The organism is Acinetobacter sp. YH01011 (assembly GCF_013420785.1).
Taxonomy (GTDB): Bacteria; Pseudomonadota; Gammaproteobacteria; order Pseudomonadales; family Moraxellaceae; genus Acinetobacter; species Acinetobacter towneri.
In genome coordinates this window covers 1-20,673 of record NZ_VOYG01000011.1, presented here as the reverse complement: position 1 = coordinate 20,673, position 20,673 = coordinate 1, and the positions used below count along the sequence as shown (strand labels likewise).

At 39.9% G+C, this 20,673-nt stretch carries 17 protein-coding genes; 11 read left to right on the top strand and 6 right to left on the bottom strand.

The features are described from left to right. Positions 1-76: 76 nt before the first annotated feature. The 4 genes from rpsA to pyrF all read left to right on the top strand — a co-directional run bounded on the left by rpsA (position 77) and on the right by pyrF (position 3,464). The gene (gene rpsA, locus FTT78_RS08835) at positions 77-1,753 is read left to right on the top strand and encodes a 30S ribosomal protein S1 (protein WP_004976774.1); all 1,677 of its coding nucleotides are present in this window, start codon (positions 77-79) and stop codon (positions 1,751-1,753) included. A 159-nt stretch (positions 1,754-1,912) separates the two neighbouring features. Continuing rightward, positions 1,913-2,218 (top strand): integration host factor subunit beta, encoded by a 306-nt coding sequence (locus tag FTT78_RS08830; RefSeq protein ID WP_004976773.1) that lies wholly within the window; start codon positions 1,913-1,915, stop codon positions 2,216-2,218. 17 nt (positions 2,219-2,235) lie between these two features. After that, complete coding sequence (locus tag FTT78_RS08825) at positions 2,236-2,601, top strand: lipopolysaccharide assembly protein LapA domain-containing protein (RefSeq protein WP_004976771.1); 366 nt, start codon at positions 2,236-2,238, stop codon at positions 2,599-2,601. 182 nt (positions 2,602-2,783) lie between these two features. After that, positions 2,784-3,464 (top strand): orotidine-5'-phosphate decarboxylase, encoded by a 681-nt coding sequence (pyrF, locus tag FTT78_RS08820; RefSeq protein ID WP_019836519.1) that lies wholly within the window; start codon positions 2,784-2,786, stop codon positions 3,462-3,464. Between the two features lie 121 nt (positions 3,465-3,585). Here pyrF and FTT78_RS08815 read toward each other — a convergent pair whose 3' ends face one another. Together FTT78_RS08815 and FTT78_RS08810 are read right to left on the bottom strand one after the other, a co-directional pair. Beyond that, entirely contained in the window at positions 3,586-4,491 is a 906-nt protein-coding gene (locus FTT78_RS08815) for a lysine exporter LysO family protein (RefSeq protein ID WP_004976767.1), read from the bottom strand. Between the two features lie 67 nt (positions 4,492-4,558). Continuing rightward, positions 4,559-6,037 carry an NAD(P)/FAD-dependent oxidoreductase gene (locus FTT78_RS08810; RefSeq protein ID WP_154320792.1) on the bottom strand — a complete coding sequence of 493 codons (1,479 nt, stop codon included), beginning with the start codon at positions 6,035-6,037 and terminating at the stop codon, positions 4,559-4,561. 169 nt (positions 6,038-6,206) lie between these two features. Between FTT78_RS08810 and FTT78_RS08805 the strand changes: the two genes are divergently transcribed. From FTT78_RS08805 to FTT78_RS08785, 5 genes are all read left to right on the top strand, one after another. Further along, entirely contained in the window at positions 6,207-7,214 is a 1,008-nt protein-coding gene (locus FTT78_RS08805; protein ID WP_180044043.1) for an AraC family transcriptional regulator, read from the top strand. Between the two features lie 89 nt (positions 7,215-7,303). Beyond that, positions 7,304-8,458, top strand: coding sequence for a cell division protein ZapE (gene zapE, locus FTT78_RS08800; RefSeq protein WP_004976758.1), 1,155 nt, complete (start codon positions 7,304-7,306; stop codon positions 8,456-8,458). Between the two features lie 358 nt (positions 8,459-8,816). Then, positions 8,817-10,982 carry a malate synthase G gene (locus FTT78_RS08795; RefSeq protein ID WP_004976757.1) on the top strand — a complete coding sequence of 722 codons (2,166 nt, stop codon included), beginning with the start codon at positions 8,817-8,819 and terminating at the stop codon, positions 10,980-10,982. Between the two features lie 199 nt (positions 10,983-11,181). Further along, the gene (locus FTT78_RS08790; RefSeq protein WP_136144233.1) at positions 11,182-12,624 is read left to right on the top strand and encodes an aldehyde dehydrogenase family protein; all 1,443 of its coding nucleotides are present in this window, start codon (positions 11,182-11,184) and stop codon (positions 12,622-12,624) included. Positions 12,625-12,739: 115 nt separating this feature from the next. Next, positions 12,740-13,417, top strand: a complete 678-nt coding sequence (locus tag FTT78_RS08785) for an SOS response-associated peptidase family protein (RefSeq protein ID WP_154320789.1) — start codon at positions 12,740-12,742, stop codon at positions 13,415-13,417. A gap of 54 nt (positions 13,418-13,471) precedes the next feature. Here FTT78_RS08785 and FTT78_RS08780 read toward each other — a convergent pair whose 3' ends face one another. Then, the gene (locus FTT78_RS08780; RefSeq protein ID WP_004976754.1) at positions 13,472-13,936 is read right to left on the bottom strand and encodes a MarR family winged helix-turn-helix transcriptional regulator; all 465 of its coding nucleotides are present in this window, start codon (positions 13,934-13,936) and stop codon (positions 13,472-13,474) included. Positions 13,937-14,713: 777 nt separating this feature from the next. On the opposite strand from FTT78_RS08780, the gene FTT78_RS08775 reads away from it, so the two are divergent. Beyond that, on the top strand, positions 14,714-16,237 hold the full coding sequence (locus FTT78_RS08775) for a TerC family protein (RefSeq protein ID WP_004976753.1): 1,524 nt from the start codon (positions 14,714-14,716) through the stop codon (positions 16,235-16,237). Positions 16,238-16,504: 267 nt separating this feature from the next. Here the strand turns inward: FTT78_RS08775 and FTT78_RS08770 are convergent, their stop codons facing one another. Next, positions 16,505-17,365, bottom strand: a complete 861-nt coding sequence (locus tag FTT78_RS08770) for an alpha/beta fold hydrolase (RefSeq protein ID WP_180044041.1) — start codon at positions 17,363-17,365, stop codon at positions 16,505-16,507. Positions 17,366-17,505: 140 nt separating this feature from the next. Between FTT78_RS08770 and FTT78_RS08765 the strand changes: the two genes are divergently transcribed. Next, the gene (locus tag FTT78_RS08765) at positions 17,506-17,958 is read left to right on the top strand and encodes a hypothetical protein (RefSeq protein WP_004976749.1); all 453 of its coding nucleotides are present in this window, start codon (positions 17,506-17,508) and stop codon (positions 17,956-17,958) included. A gap of 173 nt (positions 17,959-18,131) precedes the next feature. Here FTT78_RS08765 and FTT78_RS08760 read toward each other — a convergent pair whose 3' ends face one another. Both FTT78_RS08760 and brnQ read right to left on the bottom strand, forming a co-directional pair. Next, positions 18,132-18,368 carry a hypothetical protein gene (locus tag FTT78_RS08760; protein ID WP_004976747.1) on the bottom strand — a complete coding sequence of 79 codons (237 nt, stop codon included), beginning with the start codon at positions 18,366-18,368 and terminating at the stop codon, positions 18,132-18,134. 572 nt (positions 18,369-18,940) lie between these two features. Further along, positions 18,941-20,233: a branched-chain amino acid transport system II carrier protein gene (gene brnQ, locus FTT78_RS08755; RefSeq protein ID WP_154320787.1), complete on the bottom strand. Its 1,293-nt coding sequence runs from the start codon at positions 20,231-20,233 to the stop codon at positions 18,941-18,943. Positions 20,234-20,673 lie beyond the last annotated feature (440 nt).

Sequence of the window (20,673 nt, the reverse complement as noted above, 5' to 3'; positions counted from 1 at the left end):
TTCTATACGGACTATGTAGACGCTTAACTAAACCGGCCTTGTCTGATCCAAGACCGCTGACTTTATCAGGTATATCATGACCGAATCTTTTGCAGCCCTCTTTGAAGAAAGCGAATTAAACCTCAACGTTGAAAAGGGTGCTGTCATCCAAGGCGTTGTAGTAAGCATCGACTCTGACTGGGTAACAGTTGATACTGGCCTTAAATCAGAAGGCGTTGTTGACCGCGCTGAATTCTTAAACGAACAACGCGAACTTGAAGTTCAAGTTGGTGACACCGTTGATGTTGTTGTTGAAGCACTTGACAACGGTATGGGCCAAACTGTTTTATCACGTGAAAAAGCGAAACGTGCTGAAACTTGGACTAAACTTGAAAAAATCTTTGAAGACGGCGAAATCGTTACTGGTGTTATCTCTGGTAAAGTTAAAGGCGGTTTCACTGTAGACATCGGTCCAGTTCGTGCGTTCTTACCAGGTTCTTTGGTAGACACTCGTCCTATCCGTGACACAACTCACCTTGAAGGTAAAGAGTTAGAGTTCAAAGTTATCAAACTTGATGCTAAACGTAACAACGTTGTTGTATCTCGTCGTGCAGTTATGGAAGCTGAATCTTCAGCTGACCGTGAAGCGCTTCTTGCTCAGCTTGAAGAAGGTCAAACTGTTACTGGTACGATTAAGAACCTTACTGACTACGGTGCATTCGTTGACCTTGGCGGTATTGACGGTCTTCTTCACATCACTGACATGGCTTGGAAACGTATCAAGCATCCATCAGAAGTGGTTGAAGTGGGTCAAGAAGTTACTGTTAAAGTACTTAAATTTGACAAAGAGCGTAACCGCGTATCTTTAGGTCTTAAGCAATTAGGCGAAGATCCATGGTTAGCGATCATGAGCCGTTATCCTAAAGGTTCTATCGTTAAAGCTCGCGTAACAAACTTAACTGACTACGGCTGTTTCGCAGAAATCGCTGAAGGCGTTGAAGGTTTAGTACACGTTTCAGAAATGGACCACACTAACAAAAACATCCACCCATCTAAAGTTGTTCAGATTGGTGACGAAGTTGACGTTATGGTTCTTGAAGTGGACGAAGAGCGTCGTCGTATTTCTCTTGGTATCAAACAAACTCGTGCTAACCCATGGGAAGAGTTTGCTAAGAACCACGACAAAGGTGAAAAAGTTTCAGGTACAATCAAGTCAATCACTGACTTCGGTATCTTCATCGGTTTACCAGGCGGTATCGATGGCCTAGTTCACTTGTCTGACATTTCTTGGAACGAGCAAGGCGAAGAAGCTATTCGTCGTTACAAGAAAGGTGACACTGTTGAAGCGGTTATCCTTTCTGTAGACGCTGAAGGCAACCGTATCAGCCTTGGTATCAAGCAATTGAACAGCGATCCATTCAACGATTTCTTAGCTGCTAACGAACGTGGTGCTTTGGTTAAAGGTACTGTAACTGCTGTTGATGCTCGTGGCGCAACTGTTAAGTTAGCTGACGAAGTTGAAGCAACACTTAAAGCATCTGAAATCAACCGTGATCGCGTTGAAGATGCAACTAAGTTCTTGGAAGTTGGTCAAGAAGTTGAAGCGAAAATCATCAACGTAGACCGTAAATCTCGCTCTATCAACTTGTCTATCAAAGCGAAAGACGAAGCTGAAGAGAAAGAAGCTGTTGCTAACTTGAAAACTGCAACTAGCGGTCAAGACAATGGTCCTAAGACAATTGGTGACTTGATCAAAGCTCAAATGGGCAACTAAGTTGCGGGTAAACTGTATGGTTAATGTAAATTAGCACATACTTTTTACACAAATACTGTAAACGGTAGCGTAGTATTCAATTATTACGCTACCGTTTTGTATTTAAACAGGTTATTATCAGTTTAGGTAAAAGTAGCTTGATAATTAAAGAGGTCGCAGATGACTACTGAAGCACTTAATAAGTCTGATTTGATAGAACGAATTGCTTTGAAAAATCCACATTTGGCTGAGCCATTGGTGGAAGAAGCTGTGAAGATCATGATTGATCAAATGATTGCATCACTATCGGCAGATAACCGAATTGAAATTCGTGGATTCGGTAGTTTTGCATTGCATCACCGTGAACCACGTGTAGGTCGTAACCCAAAAACAGGTAAGTCTGTAGAAGTTGCGGCTAAAGCTGTACCGCACTTTAAACCGGGTAAAGCACTACGTGATGCAGTAAACGAGTCTGTAAATAAATAAAATTCCTAGGGGTGTTTATGCGTTACGTTCTAGTCGCTATTTTAGTTATTCTATTTGGATATTCTCTGGCATTGGTTTTGCAAAACGGCACTGAACTTTCAGTTGACCTGTTATTTACTCAAGTGCCTGCAATGCGTTTGGGTCTATTGCTACTGATTACATTGGCACTTGGTTTGGTGCTAGGGTTATTGTTGGGCGTGCAGGTTTTCCGTGTATTCCAAAATAGTTGGGAAATTAAGCGACTACGTAAAGATATTGAATACCTACGCAAAGAGCAAATTCATGCAGCTCAACTGGCTGCTGCTGAAGCTGCTGCGCATACTCGTCATGAAAAAACGGTATTAGATGTGCATACTGAAGATCGTTCTTCTAATGCACTTTAATTTGCTCTGTTGAGCGAATTGATCATCAACACCTCAAGGTTATCTTGGGGTGTTTTTTTATGTGTGCCTTTGACGAATGGCTGATTATCGCTGCGATGGGGGATAAGCTGTCTTTTTGACTATCTGCTTGGCACGAATCACTTTATAATAGCGACTCTTTGTCAAATCCATAGGTAATTCTCTTGAGTATCATTGTTGCCCTCGATGCTAAAAGCCAATATGACGCCTTAACCATTGCAGAACAATTAGACCCTGCATTATGTCGAGTAAAAGTTGGTAAAGAGTTATTTACCCATGAAGGTCCTGCAGTCGTGAAAGCCTTGCATGACAAAGGTTTTGAGGTTTTTCTAGATTTGAAATTTCACGATATTCCAAATACAACGGCTCAGGCTGTATGTGCTGCAGCAGATTTAGGCGTATGGATGGTCAACGTGCATGCCTCAGGTGGTCGTAAAATGATGGAAACCTGTGTGGAGCGTTTAAAAGCAGGGAATTATCAGACTCAACTGATTGCAGTGACTGTACTAACCTCTATGGGGCGTGAAGATTTAAAAGATTTAGGTTTAGATATTGAGCCTTTTGAGCAAGTTCAGCGTTTAGCTAAACTCACTCAAGAAAGTGGTTTAGATGGTGTGGTGTGTTCTGCGCAAGAAGCCAAAATGTTGCGTGAAATCTTAGGGCAGGATTTTGCCTTAGTAACTCCAGGGATTCGTCCTGAAGGCTCAAATGCCGATGATCAAAAACGTATTGTGACTCCCAAACAAGCTATGCTGGATGGTTCTACGCATTTGGTGATTGGTCGTCCAATTACAAAATCTGAAAATCCACGTCAGACTTTGAAAGATATTTTAGCGACGCTTTAATTTTACTATCGCTGACTCTCTAAAAGGGAGATAAGCCCTCTCTCTAACTCTCGCCTAAATAGAGCGCAAACCCTCTCTCCAACTCTCTCCCAGAGGGAGAGAGGACAATTGTTGATTCTTTTTAAATAGCAGCCAATACACTTACAGCAATGGGTGCAAGGATTGACAATACAAATCCACTGACCATGGCATGTGGAATAAAATCGTTGCCACAGGCTTGTTTTACCATGGGCAAAGTGACGTCCATGGCAGTTGCGCCTGCGGCAGAAATTGCAGCACGTGGATAACGCCATCCCAAAATATACATCAGCAATATCGCAAAAATCTCTCTGAATAAATCATTCATTAACGCAATACTACCCAATTCGGCATTGCGAAGTTCCGACACCACAATCCCGCTCATGGAATAAAATCCATAACCTTGTGAGAGCATAAGCAAATCTTGTAGAGCGATGGGAAGCCAAAGTGCGCAAAGTAGTACCCCTGCAACTGAACCGAAAATACAGCCTACGGGCACCATTAAAATTTTCCAATTCAGCCAAGAACGATCTAAAGGCGAATAAGCGAGATCGAGTCCAATCATCCACATAAACAGCAACAGTAAATACCAAGTGTTGATCTGAACTTGGAAATCCATAGCACTAAAAAGTAGATGCAGCACGTAGCCTGCCAAAAGTGCAAAAAAGGCATAACTGATGTTGATGCAGGATTGAATCAACAACTGTAATGAAACTTTGCCTTGCGTTGCTTGCAGCCCCAAACCTTTGTAAAGCAAATAACAACACAGAAAAGCACCAATTGATGTAGCAAATGCAATCTGTAAAGCTGTAGATAGAATATGCGATGGCTGCTGTAGTGAACCGAGCGTTTGTGAAAATTCCATCGCAATTGCAATTAGCAGGATATAGCTAAAATATGGAAGCAGTTGAAACGCAATTTTTTCGATTATTCGAGGGAGGCGTTTTGCCAGTACAAAGCCTAGACATAAACAGCAGAGTAATTGGAAAATCAGCCAAAGAGATTGCATGAGATCAACAGGTGGGAGATAGATAAAAACCTGTTGATTATGCCAGTTTGCTTTTAAAAGCGGAAATTTATGCCGCTTTACTGATTAATCTGAAATCACTCGGATGCAGCGACTTGGTTTTTAGCCAATATTTCCAAGTATAGGTTGGCCAAAGTGCAAAGTTTTTTCCACCATCTTGTTGATACCAACTTACACAGCCAGATTGCCAAACCGTGTTATTTAGCATGTCTTGCACATCGTGGTTAAATTGATCTTGTACTTGATCTTTTACTACAATTGCATTGCTCTGTGATTGTGCCACCAAATCCATCATTTGCAGAATGTAATCGACTTGCGATTCGATCATAAAAATAACCGAGTTATGCGCCAAAACTGTATTTGGCCCAAGCAACTGAAACAGGTTCGGAAAACCTTTGTGGCTAATGCCGTAATAGCTTTCTGCGCCATCTTTCCATGCCTGTTTTAATTCAACGCCATGTTCACCAATGCAGCTAAATGGCTGTAGATAGATACGCGGATCGGTAATAAAGCCTGTGCCATAAATCAGACAATCAATTTTTCGCATTTTACCATCTTTGGTGATGATGCTGTCTGCAGTCAATTCCTGTATTGCATCAGTCACTAATTCGACGTTGTCACGGTTAAAAGTTGGGAAGTATTTATTGGACACTAAAATACGTTTACATCCCATAATGTAGTCAGGCGTGAGTTTTTGTGCCAATTGTTTGTCTTTGACCTGAAAACGAATAAAGGCTTCTGCCAGTTTTTGGGTATATTTCATCACGCTAGGTTGCATGATTGGAATTGCACGTGATTCATTCGACCAATACAAACGCGCACGATGCAATTTTCTAAACCAGTCTGCTTGTTTAAACAGTTTTTTCTCAATATTCAGATATTTGCGTTCATCTCGTGGAATGACCCATGCAGCTGTACGTTGCATGACATATAACTGTTTAACTTGAGGTGCAATTTCAGGAATGTATTGAATCGCGCTGCCGCCTGTGCCAATAGATGCCACAACTTTGCTATTTAAGTTGTATTGATGATCCCATTGAGACGAGTGAAAAACCTTGCCCTGAAACTTTTCAATGCCTTTAATGTGCGGGATTTGTGGCACATGCAGTGGGCCAGAAGCAAAGACTAAATATTGGCAACTCAATTGTCTGCCATCTTTTAACGCAACATGCCATACACAGTCTTTTTCATGGTATTCGGTATGCACCACTTCGCTGTTAAATTGGCAATATTCACGCAGATTAAATTGTTGCACCACATCTTGAATATATTGAAAAATTTCTGGTGCTTCGGCATAGCGTTTTGACCAGTCAGTTTTGGGTGCAAATGACAATGAATACAGATGCGACTGCACATCACAAGCCGCACCAGGGTATTGATTTTCACGCCAAGTACCACCCACTTCATCAGACTTTTCTAAAATCACAAAGTTATGAATATTGCGTTGTAGTAAACGAATCGCCATGGCTAATCCGCCAAAGCCTGCACCAATAATTGCGACTTGATAATACGCTGCTGCATCCTGCATGAAGATATCCTTATATTTATTTTGTTTGATTTGAGTTTGTTTGAGTCAGGATAGAATAAGCCAGCATGCGGTAACATGATCGTGCTGACATAAAAATTGATATTTTCGGCAATTTCTATCTGTGGATGAATCGGGTAAAAAGGATATTCCGTTTCGCACTGTTCATTTTATGAAAAGATCCATACTTGGCTTAATGTATTTAATACAAGGCATGCGTAAAGCAGGCGTTGATGTCGATGCAAAATTGCAAAGTATCGGCTTGCGTGCAGATGCGCTGGATACCAGTTCAATTATTCATCTGAGTTTGGAATGGGATATTCTAAAAGTCATTGGTGAAGATGTAGAGCCTGAAATGGGGCTGTTTATTGGACAGCATTATGCTTTGGCAGGTTATGGTCCTTTATTGATGTTATTGGTGACCAGTCCAGATATTGCCACTGCATTAGAAAAAGGGATTCAATATCAGGGATTGACGCATTTAAGCGGGAAACTAAGTTTACAACATAGCACGCGACATATTGCATTGTGTTATCAACCCAATGATTTACATAGTAGTTTAGGTGTATTACGTGCGCAGTGTGAAATTTCAGGCACATTCAAATTTATTCAAGACCTATATAAAATGATGGGGATGAGTGCGCCACGTATTCGCATAGAATTGCCATTTGTACAGCCGCAGCAAAGTGAAGTTTTGCAAACTTTTTATGATTATTACGGTCAAGATATTGTTTTTAATCAATCACAAGCAGCATTTTGGTTTGATGATGCAGTTCTCACAGCACGTATTCCCTCTGCCGATGCAGTCACTTTTAGCAGTTATGAAGCCAAGTGTGTGATTGAGTTAGAGCGACTTAAACTTGAAGATGATGCGCCTTCGGTAGTGCAGCGCGTAAAAGATTATTTGGAGTTACAACAGGGCAGTATGCCGAGCATGGCAGAAACAGCACATGCTTTGCAAATTCCTGAACGGACATTGCGCCATCAACTGCAACAACTGAACACCAGTTATAAACAAATTCGTGAAGATCTCATCAAAGATAAAGCATTGCGATTAATTGAATATCAGGAATATTCAATTGAAATGATTGCAGAGTTACTTGGTTATTCAGAACCCGCAGCATTTAATCATGCCTTTAAGCGGTGGTTTGGACAAAGTCCACGCCAATATACAAAATAGCCTAAGTATTTTGCAAACTATGCCAAAGTGCTATATCTCGTGATTCGATCTTCGTTATAATCTATTTGCCCAAATAAGTACTGATGAATATGTCTGATTTTAATTCGCCACAAACCACAGCCTTTACTCCATTATCGCCTGCGGAGCGTTATGCACAAGCGTTAGCCTCTGGACAATTTATGCCAGATGATGCGCAGGCGCAGGCTGTACACGAACTTGAGCGTGTGTGGCAGGAATTAATTCAACGCTATAAAGCATCAAAAAAAGCGTTCCGCCGTTTCCGCCGCCAAACAGCACCACAGGGTGTTTATATGTGGGGTGGTGTAGGTCGTGGTAAAACATGGCTCATGGATCAGTTTTACGACTCGATTCCATTTAGACGTAAAACACGTATGCACTTTCACCACTTTATGCAGCATGTGCATCGTGAACTGAACAAACTTTCAGGGCAGCGTAACCCGCTCGATTCTGTTGCAGACCAAATTTATAAAGATGCAGTGGTGATTTGTTTCGATGAATTTTTCGTATCTAACGTGACTGATGCGATGATTCTGAGTGACTTGTTCCAAAAATTATTCCATCGTGGCATTACTTTGGTGGCAACATCTAACATCGCCCCAGACGGTTTATATAAAAATGGTATCCATCGAGATCGTTTTATTCCAACCATTGAAATGGTCAAAAAACATTGCCAAGTGCTAAATGTCGATGCTGGTGTAGATTATCGCTTACGTGTTTTGAAACAGGCGCAATTATTTAAATCGCCTTTAACGCATGATAATCAAAACTGGATGGCACAGCGTTTCAGTGCTTTGAGTAATACACAACATTATTCTTCTGAGCCAATTATTATCAACCAACGTATTGTTGAAACAATTGCGCATACTGAAGATGTGTTGTGGTGTGAATTTTCAGAACTGTGCTTTAAACCGCGTAGTCCTGCAGACTTTATTGAAATTGCCAACATCTACAACACGGTTTTGGTGAGCAATGTACCGCATTTAACAGACTTCTTGTCTGAAGGAACACGTCGTTTTATTTATTTGGTCGATGAATTTTATGATCGTGGTGTCAAGTTATTACTGACTTCTGAAGATTCGATTATTGAAATTTATCAGGGCGAAAAACTGGCATTTGAAATTGAACGCACACGTTCACGTTTATTGGAAATGCAGTCTGATGATTACTTAAATGAAGAACATCGACAGATACAGGCCACCGAAGCCAAACATCAAATCAGTTGATCTTTTAAGCGCCTAGAACTAGGCGCTTTTTTATGATAGAAAAGATGTGACTGTTGGTTTTATCGACATTTTGTCATAAACATGGCTTAATCTTGAAGGGTTGCAATAAGACTGACGTCGATTTTTACAACAAAATCTGAACTTAAGTCTAATTTCGACATTTCAAAAACTTTATACACTGTAAAAGTGTATTTAGATGAGTAATAGTGTCGTGTTTCTGATCAGGATTTATGATGATTGTTGTCATTCATCTTGTAATAAATGATCGTTATTTTGAAATGTGATAATACTATTCAGCTAAATATAAATCAGTATACTAGAATCTCTTGTATAAAAAGTAGCAATATCAGGAAAGACAATGACTGCACGTATTCAAAAAGGCAAGTTAGCGATTGCTAAAGAACTTTACGATTTCATCGAAAATGAAGCATTACCAGGTTCTGGTTTGGACAGTGATACATACTGGAAAAACTTTGAGCAAGTCGTTGTCGATCTTAGCCCTAAGAACAAAACATTACTCGCAAAGCGTGATGAGCTTCAGGCTAAAATTGATGAATGGCACCGCAATAATACATTTGAATTAGAAGCTTACAAAGCTTTCTTGACTGAAATTGGCTACTTATTACCAGAAGTAGAAGATTTTCAAATTACCACCGAAAATGTTGATGAAGAAATCGCATTATTGGCTGGTCCACAGCTCGTAGTACCTGTACGTAACGCACGTTATTGCTTGAACGCAGCAAACGCACGTTGGGGTTCGTTATATGACGCACTTTACGGTTTTGACGTTATTTCTGAAGAAAATGGCGCAGAAAAAGGTAAAGGCTACAACCCAGTTCGTGGTGAAAAAGTAATTGCATTCGCGAAAAACTTCTTAAATGAAACTTTCCCATTGGCGCAAGGTTCACATGCCGACGCGACTCAATATGCTGTAGAAGCAAACAAACTTGTTGTTCGCCTAAAAGATGGTTCTACAACAACTGTTGCGGATAGCTCTAAATTCGTTGGTTACAATGGCGAAGCTTCTGCACCAACTGAAATCGTACTGAAAAATAACGGCCTGCACGCAGTCATCCAGATTGATGCAAACAGCCCAATTGGACAGACAGATGCAGCTGGCGTGAAAGATGTTGTGCTTGAAGCGGCTGTAACGACGATTCAAGACTTGGAAGACTCTGTTGCAGCAGTTGATGCTGAAGAAAAAGTTGAAGGCTACCGTAACTGGTTAGGCTTGATGAAAGGTACGCTTGAAGAGTCTATCGAGAAAAATGGCAAGACCATTACCCGTAAACTAAATGCTGACCGCACCTTCAAAAATGTTGAAGGCGGTGAGACCAAGGTTCATGGCCGTTCATTGATGCTGCTTCGTAACGTGGGTCACTTGATGACAAACCCGGCGATCCTTGTAGATGGCGAAGAAATTTATGAAGGCATCATGGATGCATTGGTCACTCCATTGCTTTCTGTGGCTGATATCCGTGGTGAGAACACGATCAAGAACTCACGTACTGGTTCTATGTATATCGTTAAGCCAAAAATGCACGGTCCAGAAGAAGTAGCATTTGCGGTTGAGCTGTTTGAACGTGCTGAACAAGCGCTTGGCTTACCTGCTAAAACCCTGAAAATCGGTATCATGGATGAAGAGCGTCGTACCTCTGTTAACCTGAAAAACTGTATTGCTCAGGCGAAAGACCGTACCATCTTTATTAACACCGGTTTCATGGATCGTACAGGTGATGAAATCCATACCTTCATGGAAGCAGGTCCATTTGTTCGTAAAGGCGAAATCAAAGGCCAAAAATGGTTCCCAGCTTACGAAAACCGTAACGTCATGGTAGGTCTACAAACAGGTCTACGTGGTAAAGCACAGATTGGTAAAGGCATGTGGCCAAAACCAGACATGCTGTTAGACATGTACAAAACCAAGACTGAACATCCTGAAGCAGGCGCAAGCTGTGCATGGGTTCCGTCTCCAACAGGTGCAGTGATTCACGCGATTCACTACCATCAAATTAATGTAGCAAACCGTCAGCAAGAATTGCTTGCAACTGAAGCATTGCCTTTAGATGATTTGTTAACTCCACCTCTTGCAACTGATACCAACTGGTCTGAAGAAGAGAAACTAAAAGAACTGGAAAATAACTGCCAAGGTATCTTGGGTTATGTCGTTCGTTGGGTTGATCTGGGTGTAGGTTGTTCTAAAGTTCCAGACATCAATGATGTGGGCCTGATGGAAGACCGTGCAACTTTACGTATTTCTTCTCAGCACGTTGCCAACTGGTTACGTCACGGAATTGTAACGCGTGAACAGGTTGAAGAAGTAATGCAGCGCATGGCGAAAATTGTAGATCAACAAAATGCTGATGATCCACTATACACGCCTATGTCTAACGACTTTGCTAATAACATTGCATTCCAAGCTGCATCTGACTTGATCTTCAAAGGTGGCGAGCAACCTTCTGGTTACACAGAGCCACTTTTACACGCAGCGCGTTTAAAGTTAAAAGGTTATACAGGTGATTAATCCTTTAGGATTTGATTTACTGATTGTGTAATACAAACAAATGAGCCTCTTCGGAGGCTTTTTTGTTGCCTGTATTTTGCTTATGGTTTTTTGAAAATTTTGCAGCTGAATAGTTACAGGATGTACTTGCTGCTAGAAAAACATCAAGCTGCGGAGTAGAGTGAAAGTCATATATAAAAAGTAGCGCAAGGACAAATACATGCCAGCATATCAAGATTTGAATCAACAATTTATTGGCGGCAAGTGGTCGGTTGGGACATCTACTAAAACCATTCCAAACTTGAATCCATATCATCAAACTACAATTTTTGAGATGCAGGGCGCCAGCGTGGTAGATGTTGATAGTGCCTATAGTACAGCGCAAAAAGCTTTTGATGAACAATTGATTCAATCCACAAGTCTGCGTCAATACATCATTAAGAACTTAGAGCAAGTCATTCAGCAACGACGCGAAGAAATTATCCAGTGGCTGATTGATGAGTCGGGCAGTACCCGTTTAAAAGCCAATATCGAAGTCGATGCTGCTTTAGGGATTATTCAAGAAGCTGCACAATTTCCCGAGCAAATGACCACGACGCAACTGGAAAGCAAAGATCCGAAAGTCCGTAGTGTTGTTTTGCGTAAACCTTTGGGTGTTATTGCTGTGATCAGTCCGTGGAATTTCCCTTTCCATTTGTCTATGCGTTCAGTGGTTACAGCGATTGCTTGTGGTAATAGTGTAGTGCTCAAACCTGCCAGTGATACGCCAGTCACAGGTGGAACTATACTCGGTAAACTGTTCGAAGAAGCAGACTTGCCTGCAGGCGTACTCAATGTGGTGGCGGGTGCGAGTCGTGAAATTGGTGATTACTTTGTTGAGCATGCAACTCCTAAAATGATTTCATTTACAGGCTCTACAGAAGTTGGACAGCATGTAGGGCAACTGGCCGTTGCGGGTGAGCATTTAAAACGTGTCGCCTTAGAACTCGGTGGCAATGCACCTTTAGTCATTTTGGATGATGCAGATATAGATTTGGCCGTAGAACTAACTGTGATGGGGCGCTTTTTGCATCAAGGTCAAATTTGCATGAGTACCAATCGGGTCATTGTCGATCAGTCTATTTATGCAGCCTATCTTGAAAAATTGTTAGCAAGTGTGTCGCAATTAGTAGTAGGTGATCCGAATAAAAATGACACCTTGATTGGGCCAATTATTAATGCAGAACAGGTGAAAAAGCATCAGCATATTATTCAAAAAGCACAGGCGCAGGGTGCAGAATTGGTTTATGCGGGCGGGGTTACGGGGAACTTAGTTGCACCACATGTTTTTGTGAATGTCGCTGCCGATTCAGAAATTGTACAAAATGAAAGTTTTGGACCTATTTTACCGATTCTCAAAGCAGCAGATACCGCACATGCCTTACAGTTAGCGAACGATACACGCTATGGTTTATCTGCTGCTGTATGCACTACAAATGTAGAACGCGGTGCAGAATTTGCAGCACAGTTTGATGTTGGAATGACACATATTAATGGTATTACCGTTGCCGATCATGCCAATGCACCGTTTGGTGGTGAGAAAAACTCAGGCTTAGGTCGTTTTAATGGGCGCTGGATATTTGAAGAATTTACCCGCACGCATTGGCTGACATTGCCAGCTTAACGGTAATTATTTGTCCTGCGTTTTGTTTGAGTAAGAAGGAATGCGTGGGTGCGCACTTACTGTTCATGATCAAAACGCATAATATAGTGCGTGTGTCTAATCATCCAATTTGTATATGTGTGCCAATTTTAAACCAATAAGCATAGCGCAATTATCTGCATTAGGTCTGCCTGAAATTCCGTTTGAATATGCTGAAGAAGCGTATCCAAATTCGAGTGTGCCACTATTGTTTAAGTCTGAACAAGGTTTAGAGTGGCGCTCGGTGAATTTTGGCTTGATTCCCAAATGGGCGGAAGACAGAAGTATTGCGCAAAAAACCTATAATTGCCGTAACGAAACTTTATTAGAAAAACCAAGTTTTAGTGAAGCTGCTTATAAGTGTAAATTTGGCGCGATTGTTGTGTCAGAATTTTATGAATCCAAATATATAGACAGTAAACCGCAGCGTTGGGGTGTACGTCGTAAAGATGGACAGGCCTTTTTTATTGCAGCACTGTATGAAATTTGCCGTTTAAAGGATGGGCAAGGCACGGAAGAAATTGTCCGTTCTGCGAGTATGATTACCATGGACGCAATTGATCACGCGATGATGAAGGAATTTCATGAGCCTGGGCCAGTCAAACGTTCTGTTATTGTTATTCCACATGCACGTTTAGATGAATGGCTAAGTTTGAAAACACCGAACATACACAGCTTTGTGCAGGGCTTTCCTGTAGACGAGTTTGAGTGTTCACATGTACCAAAAGCAAAGATCGAAAAAGTAAGCCCCCAGCTCAATTTTTTCGATCTTTAAGTACATCTTGTGCTTATATAGGATAAGAACAGATGTGGAACAATAACGTGATGTTTAGCGTGCTAAATTATTAAAAATATGACGTAAACTTTCCATCATTTTTTCAATTTGTAGTGGAGTTAAACCATCAAATGACTGCTCTAAAACAACGCTAGTCAGATCATTAATTTTGTTGGTCATCTCATTACCTTTTTCAGTAAGCACGACACGAGTGATACGCGCATCATCATCACAAGAATAAGTTTCAACCAAACCTTCATCTTTTAAACGATAAACAATTTTAGTTGTAGTTGACATTTTTGACACCACCATGTCTGACAAATCAGACACACTCGCATGTGCTTTTGACCTTAATGCCAATAAAATACGACGGCGAGAATTATCTAAACCATACTTTTTAAGTGCCTGATCGACATTCTGTACATATTGAGCATGTACTTGTGTGACCCAATAATACGGAAATTGTTCAATATCATATTGGTCGGCGGATGGTAGAAATTTTGAATATTTCTTGGACATTGCATATTCCCTGCATTGTTTTAATTGTATTTTTGATATTTCACATTTTATGTGAAAACTCATGTGCTTAGCAAGATGCTTTCAGTGGCTAAAATTTGGTTGAAATCTGATGAAATATGATGAATCTCGATTTAGAAGCTGGCTTTGAAATGGCTATTTTTCCAAGCGCGTAAGCATTTGTTTAAGTTCAATCCATATTCATGTGTCATATCAATTAATCCTATAGAATTGTTTTAGTTTGGATTAGTAGTGAGTTATCTGGTTTTATAAGTTGAATTATCAATTTAACCATCAACTTAGGCTGCATTTTAGTTAAAAAAATACATTTGTACACTTGGCTTTTAGGTAAAAGTGCGGGTTATTGCGTTGAATTTTGCAAAAAAATTATAAGCTTTGGTCTAATCTTTTAACAATAGTTGTTTTTTATCAATATTTTAAGTTTAGATTAAAGTGTGGGTTGGCTTACAGTTGTAATCTATGACTAATGCGTCTAAAAATACATTACAATTCATTTGACATTTTTAATCCATTCTCACGGCTTTTGTTTGGCTGTCATCGCTCTAAAAAAATTAAGAATGTGAAAAATAAAGTAAAAACCATCTTATAGATCGTACTGTTTAGTTTTATTCAAAAAAATTAAAAATTTAATTACAAATGTTCAAGATTGTGCATAATTAAGCTATCTATTGCTAAAAAGGTTACTTTTATGGATCCGTCGCCGTGCGCAGGTCTACTTTATATTTCGATTTCTGCTAACTATCTCGGAGCTATGAACTAATGGAGTTTTTATTAGATCCGGGAATATGGGTTGGTTTAATTACACTTATTATTCTAGAAATCGTATTAGGTATTGATAACCTAGTCTTTATTGCAATTCTTGCAGAAAAATTACCCCCAGAACAGCGTGATAAAGCCCGTGTGATTGGCTTATCTTTAGCGTTGTTTATGCGTTTAGGATTGTTATTTGCAATCTCTTGGTTGGTTACTTTAACCGAACCGTTAATTACCTTATTTGAAAAAACCTTTTCAGGGCGTGACCTCATTCTCTTGGGTGGCGGTTTGTTCCTCGTCTATAAGGCGGTAGGAGAGTTGCATGAGAAGATGGAAGGCAAACCCGAAGTCAAAGTCACGACCAATGTGGTTTATGCAAGTTTTGCCGCAGTTGTAGCACAAATTGTTGTTCTAGATGCAGTTTTCTCTTTAGACTCAGTCATTACCGCAATTGGCATGGTCGACAACATCTATGTGATGATGGTTGCCATGGTGGTTGCAATGTTGGTGATGTTACTTGCATCTAAGCCATTAACTGCTTTTGTGAACCGTCATCCAACAGTGGTGATTTTGTGTTTAAGCTTCTTACTATTAATTGGTATCAGCTTGATTGCAGAAGGTTTTGGCTTCCATATCCCTAAAGGTTATATCTATTCGGGTATTGGTGTTGCGATTGCTATTGAAGCGTTTAACCAATTTGGTCAGCGCAATGTTGCAAAACATGAAGCAAAAATTCCGTTACGTCACCGTACTGCAGATTCAATTTTAAAATTGATGGGGGGGCGAGTTGAAACCAGTAGCCCTGATTTGCATAACGAAGCGCAAGAAGCGTTTGCAGATGAAGAACGCTACATGATTGGTGGTGTCTTGACCTTGGCAGAGCGTTCAGTCGCATCAATTATGACGCCACGTAGCCAAATTTCATGGGTCGATATTGAAGATTCACCTGAACAAATCCGCGAACAGATTCTATCTGTACCACACAGCTTATTCCCAGTGTGTCGTGGTAGTTTAGATAAAGTCATTAGTATTGTACGTGCCAAAGAGTTGTTGGATGTATTGGACGAAGAAGAAGAGCTTAAAGCTTTAATTAAACGTCAGCGTCCAATTTACATTTTTGAAAAAATGAAAGTGATTGATGCGATCAATACGTTACGTACCTCTAAAGGTTCTTTGGTTTTAGTCAGCGATGAGTTTGGTAATGTTCAAGGTTTGATTTCACCGCTTGATGTGTTTGAAGCGATTGCAGGTGAATTCCCTGATGCAGACGAACAGTTAGATTTGGTTAAAACCAATGAAAACGAATGGAAAGCAACAGGTATGCTGGATTTATACCAGCTTGAACTTGAACTGGGTATGATGGATCTGATTGAAGAAGATGCAGGCTACATTAGCGTTGCAGGTTTGATTTTAGATAAAACCCAAGGTGAAGTTCAGGTCGGCACGCAGTTGGATTATCAAGGTGTGCACTTTGAAGTGACAGAACTTGATGGTAACCGTATTAAAACTGTGATGATTCGCTTACGCTAATTACTAAGCTTTGAATTAAATCACTCAAAAAGCTCTACCGAAATGGTGGAGCTTTTTTATGGTGTAATAAAAAGATTGTGATGTTTCATCCTGAAAATGTGTATCAGCGATAAGTCTGGATTTTAAAAGCTGAACATGAAATGTGGCATGGAATAGAAAAAAAGAAACAACCAAACAGGATTACAAATTTGGTTGCTTAAACAGGGAAAAGAAAAAGCGAGAAACTAAAACAAATGTTTAATTTGTATGTGACTTCGCCACTAAAAATTAAACTGCCAATTGATTTTCAATCACATTCCATAAATTTCGATGTGACTTTTTAAACATCGCCATATGCCCAATGGCTTTATGCTGATAACGCTTTGGTTTAAGTTCAATCATATTAGTCGATGCATGGGGATAGAGACGGAGTAAATCTTTCACATTGGCTTCGGTGGCAATCTCATCATCCGAACTCCAAATAGCAGTAATCGGGCAACGAATTTCATCGTGATAATGCTGTGAAACTGTTTTGCCTATAGCATTGATGACATAGCCGGGTTTGCTACAAAATTGTGCCCATTGTTGGGCCACATTTTTAGGTAGGTTTTCGCCCATGCCAATTGCATTGGTTGGGCCATAACCATGTGTGATTCTGGCAAGTGGAAAAATAACTTTAAACATCACAGGGGCAAGTAGGCGAGTACGACCTTTTAAACCTTTTGTGTGGCCTGTAGAGCCTGAAACAGCTACGACTTTTGCCACTTTATGATATTCAGGATTAATCCCCAGTAATTGTCCGCCTGCGCTGTGTCCCAATAAAACCACTTGTTCAGCTTGCGTTTTTTGCAGCAAAGTATTTACTGCTGCAGGAATATCTAACTGCCCCCAATCAACAATACTGGCTTCACATTGTTTCAATGGTTCGTGTAACGAATCACCAATACCACGAAAATCAAAACACAGCACAGCATAGCCTTGTTCATTTAGCCATGTGGCAAAAGCGTGATAAAAATTCTTGGTAATGCCTGTCGCGGGACAAATCAAGACGGGTAGACGCTGTGCTTGTGTATATTGATTTGGATAATAACGGGCAGCGAGGGCATAACCATCTGCACATATACTATTTAAGCTTTCAAATGTGCTCATAATGTTTTAAGGATGATGAGAATAAAGTTACTTTACACGAGTTCCAAAAAGAAACTTGTATTTATTCTGACTCTAAAGTCAAGCTTAGTAGTCTGCGAGTGTAGTTAAATAGCCACACGAAAAATAAAAGAGTGTTAAACATGGAAAGTTTATCTTTGGCAGTGCGCCTTGCGATTATTTTCAGTGGAATATTTTTGTGGGTGGGGATGCTTACAGGCGTGTGGAAATATTGGCAAATTCGTGCTTCTGCCCAAGCGCGTGCTCATTATTATGTGGATATCGCACATCGCAGTAGTTTGTTATATGCACCTGCAAGTTTAATTTTAGCGGTCTTGGCTTATTTTTGTATTTGGGATGCCACTGTAATTTTAATTTGTGTGATTCTAAATTTAGTATTTTTTAGCTTTTCTATTCTGAGTTATATCTTGCATGGATTGCTTAAAGATACCACTAATCAATTTAAACAACCGCATCAAATTGCAGCATGGACATTGCCAAGTTGGTGCATGAGTTTGGCGATGCTGTTATTGATTGTGGCTGAATTGGGTGGGACTAGTGTGTTATTGCTTGGCGCAATCTATGGATTGTTGTAATTCTAATTGCTCAGTTTAATTTTTTCTTGGTAGCCCGTAGAAGATTTTGAGATTTTTGCTGTAGATCAGGAATGATGATTAGAATCTACTTTTTGAGTTTGGCGGCAGAGGAGTGATCCATCTGCCGCAAAGTGAAAGCGAAAAAGCTAAAATGAGTGGGTGCTAGGGTAAGATTAATGAACTTCTACGTTTTTATGTTCACGAAACTTTTGGTCAATGGATGTCCAAATCGCAAAGGCTATACATACCAATAAGGCATATAAAAAATAGGTTGGTTTCAAGTTGCCTTGAATTGAGCCTTGGAGCAATAGGGTCAGCATCAGTGCAAAAGTGGTGCTTAAAAAAGTAACTAGATTTTGGTTAGCCTTCAGAGCGTTAATGAAGACTTGCGTATTGAAATGTGAAAACATCTCCATCCCTCCTTGTTATAAATCACTAAAATCAGAGCATTTTAGTCAGATTGGTTTTATTGTTCTACCTTGTTCAGCAAACTATTTCAAGCCCTTATAGTCATATTTTGATAAAAAACATCATTTTCATATGAAATACTACTATTTGTTATCATTTATTTACAAAATAATAAAAAGTAGTGTGTTTTTTAAGCCATTTAAATACGATTTCAATCGTACTTGCATATTTTATGCCAGCTAATTTTGAGGGCGACTATACGACTTTAGCGTTAATTTGAGCTCTGCTTAAAATGGGTGAATGATTTATTTTGTTTTAGTTTTTTATTGAAAATATTTTAATTTCATTTGTTTATTTATACCAAATAATTATTTGGGTTGCTATTATCATGACTGATAAATTGCCTTAAAAAGAGGCAGTTTTAGCACAAGAAACAATAAGTGCGGGTTTGGGTAAAACCTGACAATTATTGTCTAACTTAAATTCGTATTTGGATAAAACACGACTTTAATACAATACAGCTCGAAAATAGAGCATGACTTGAAAAAATAGCCGAGCTCGAAGTCCGTACTGGCTATTTTTTCATTCGATCATGAATTGTAGCGAATACAAAAATCAGTAATGCAGGAATCAACCAAGCGAGGTTTTGTTCACTCAGGGGAAAATTGGTCAGTGTGGTTGGCAAGAATCTAGCTAAGTCTGCGGCCTTCATTGCATCAATGATGCCAAAGAGCAATGCAACTGCGGCAGTAGGTGCAATCACGCGGGTTGGAATACGGAATAATCCCCAGAAAAAGCTGAGTAGAATGACCACAATTGCAGGTGGATAAATCGCGCTTAAAATAGGCACTGAAACTGCAATGAGTTTGGTGAGTCCAAGATTGGAAATAACAAAGGCAAAGCCCACTAAAATAAATACCCAACGGCGATAATGAATTTTAGTAATTTGCTCAAAATATCCAGCACATGCGCATGTCAGTCCAATTGCCGTAACCATGCAGGCAATAAAAATCATTGCAGCTAAAAATACCGAGCCAAATCCGCCAAAAGCATGTTGCACATAGGCATGTAAAATGACTGCACCATTACTGGCATTGGCGGCAACATCGTGACTGCCCATCCCCAGTTTAAATAGGCTTAGATAAACTAAAGTTAAACCGATCCCTGAAATTAAACTTGCCCATACCGCATAGCGGGTGATGAGTTTTTTATCAGTTACGCCACGTGAACGAATCGCATTAATAATCACAATCCCGAATACCAATGCACCTAAGGTATCCATAGTGAGATAACCGTTAATAAAGCCTTCAGATACAGGACTGTTCACATAATTGTGAATGGCAGGTGAAATTGTACCTGTCGGAATAATAAATGCAGTGATGCCTAAAATTAGTAATGACAGAATTTTAAGCGGGGAAAGTACATAGCCCACTGTATCTAAAATTTTGTGTGGATACAGTGAAACTAACATCACCAAGGCAAAATAGATGGCGCTATAAATGAATAAGGTGCTCGCGGAATCGCCAAAATAGGCAGAGAAACCAATTTCATAAGATACGGTAGCGGTACGTGGTGTGGCGAAAAGCGGGCCAACCGCTAAATAACAGACGACTGTTAAAATTAAGCTCGCGATTTTGCCTAAAGGCGAACTTAAAATTTGTATAGAACCTTCGACACGTGACAACGCCATAATGGTAATCACGGGTAAGCCAACTGCGGTAATGAGAAAACCGAGCGCAGCAAGCCAGACGTGTTCGCCCGCTTGCTGTGCCACGATAGGTGGGAAAATAATATTACCTGCACCAATAAACAGCGCAAAGGTCATAAAACCCAAGGCAATAATATCCCGTGTGCGTAAATTCGTCATGGGAGAGAAATAAGATGTAAACAAAAGAAAGCGATTTTAGTAGATCGAGCTATGATTTTCTAATTTATTTTATAGGTCATATGAATATTTTTTATGATATGTGTTTGTAGGCTATTTTAATCTTCACTATAAAAATTAAATAACTTACTGTTTATCTGATGTATTTTTGAAAAATGCTGATCCCACATAGTATAGATGGCTTATCTAGTATAAGTTTTGGTTGCTATTTTAAATGCGCAGTTCTTAAACAAAACTGTTGGTCGCATGACGATGGATACTTGTTTGGCAGCTTGAGCTGATTTTACAAGCCGAAAGGGTTAATAACTGCTAGTTGAAATCTACCTATTTCTATATTATTATATACAAATGAGTAGATATGTTAGTATTGGCGTTGCAGCTAAAACACTGGGTGTTTCCATCCAAACCCTAAGAAGATGGGA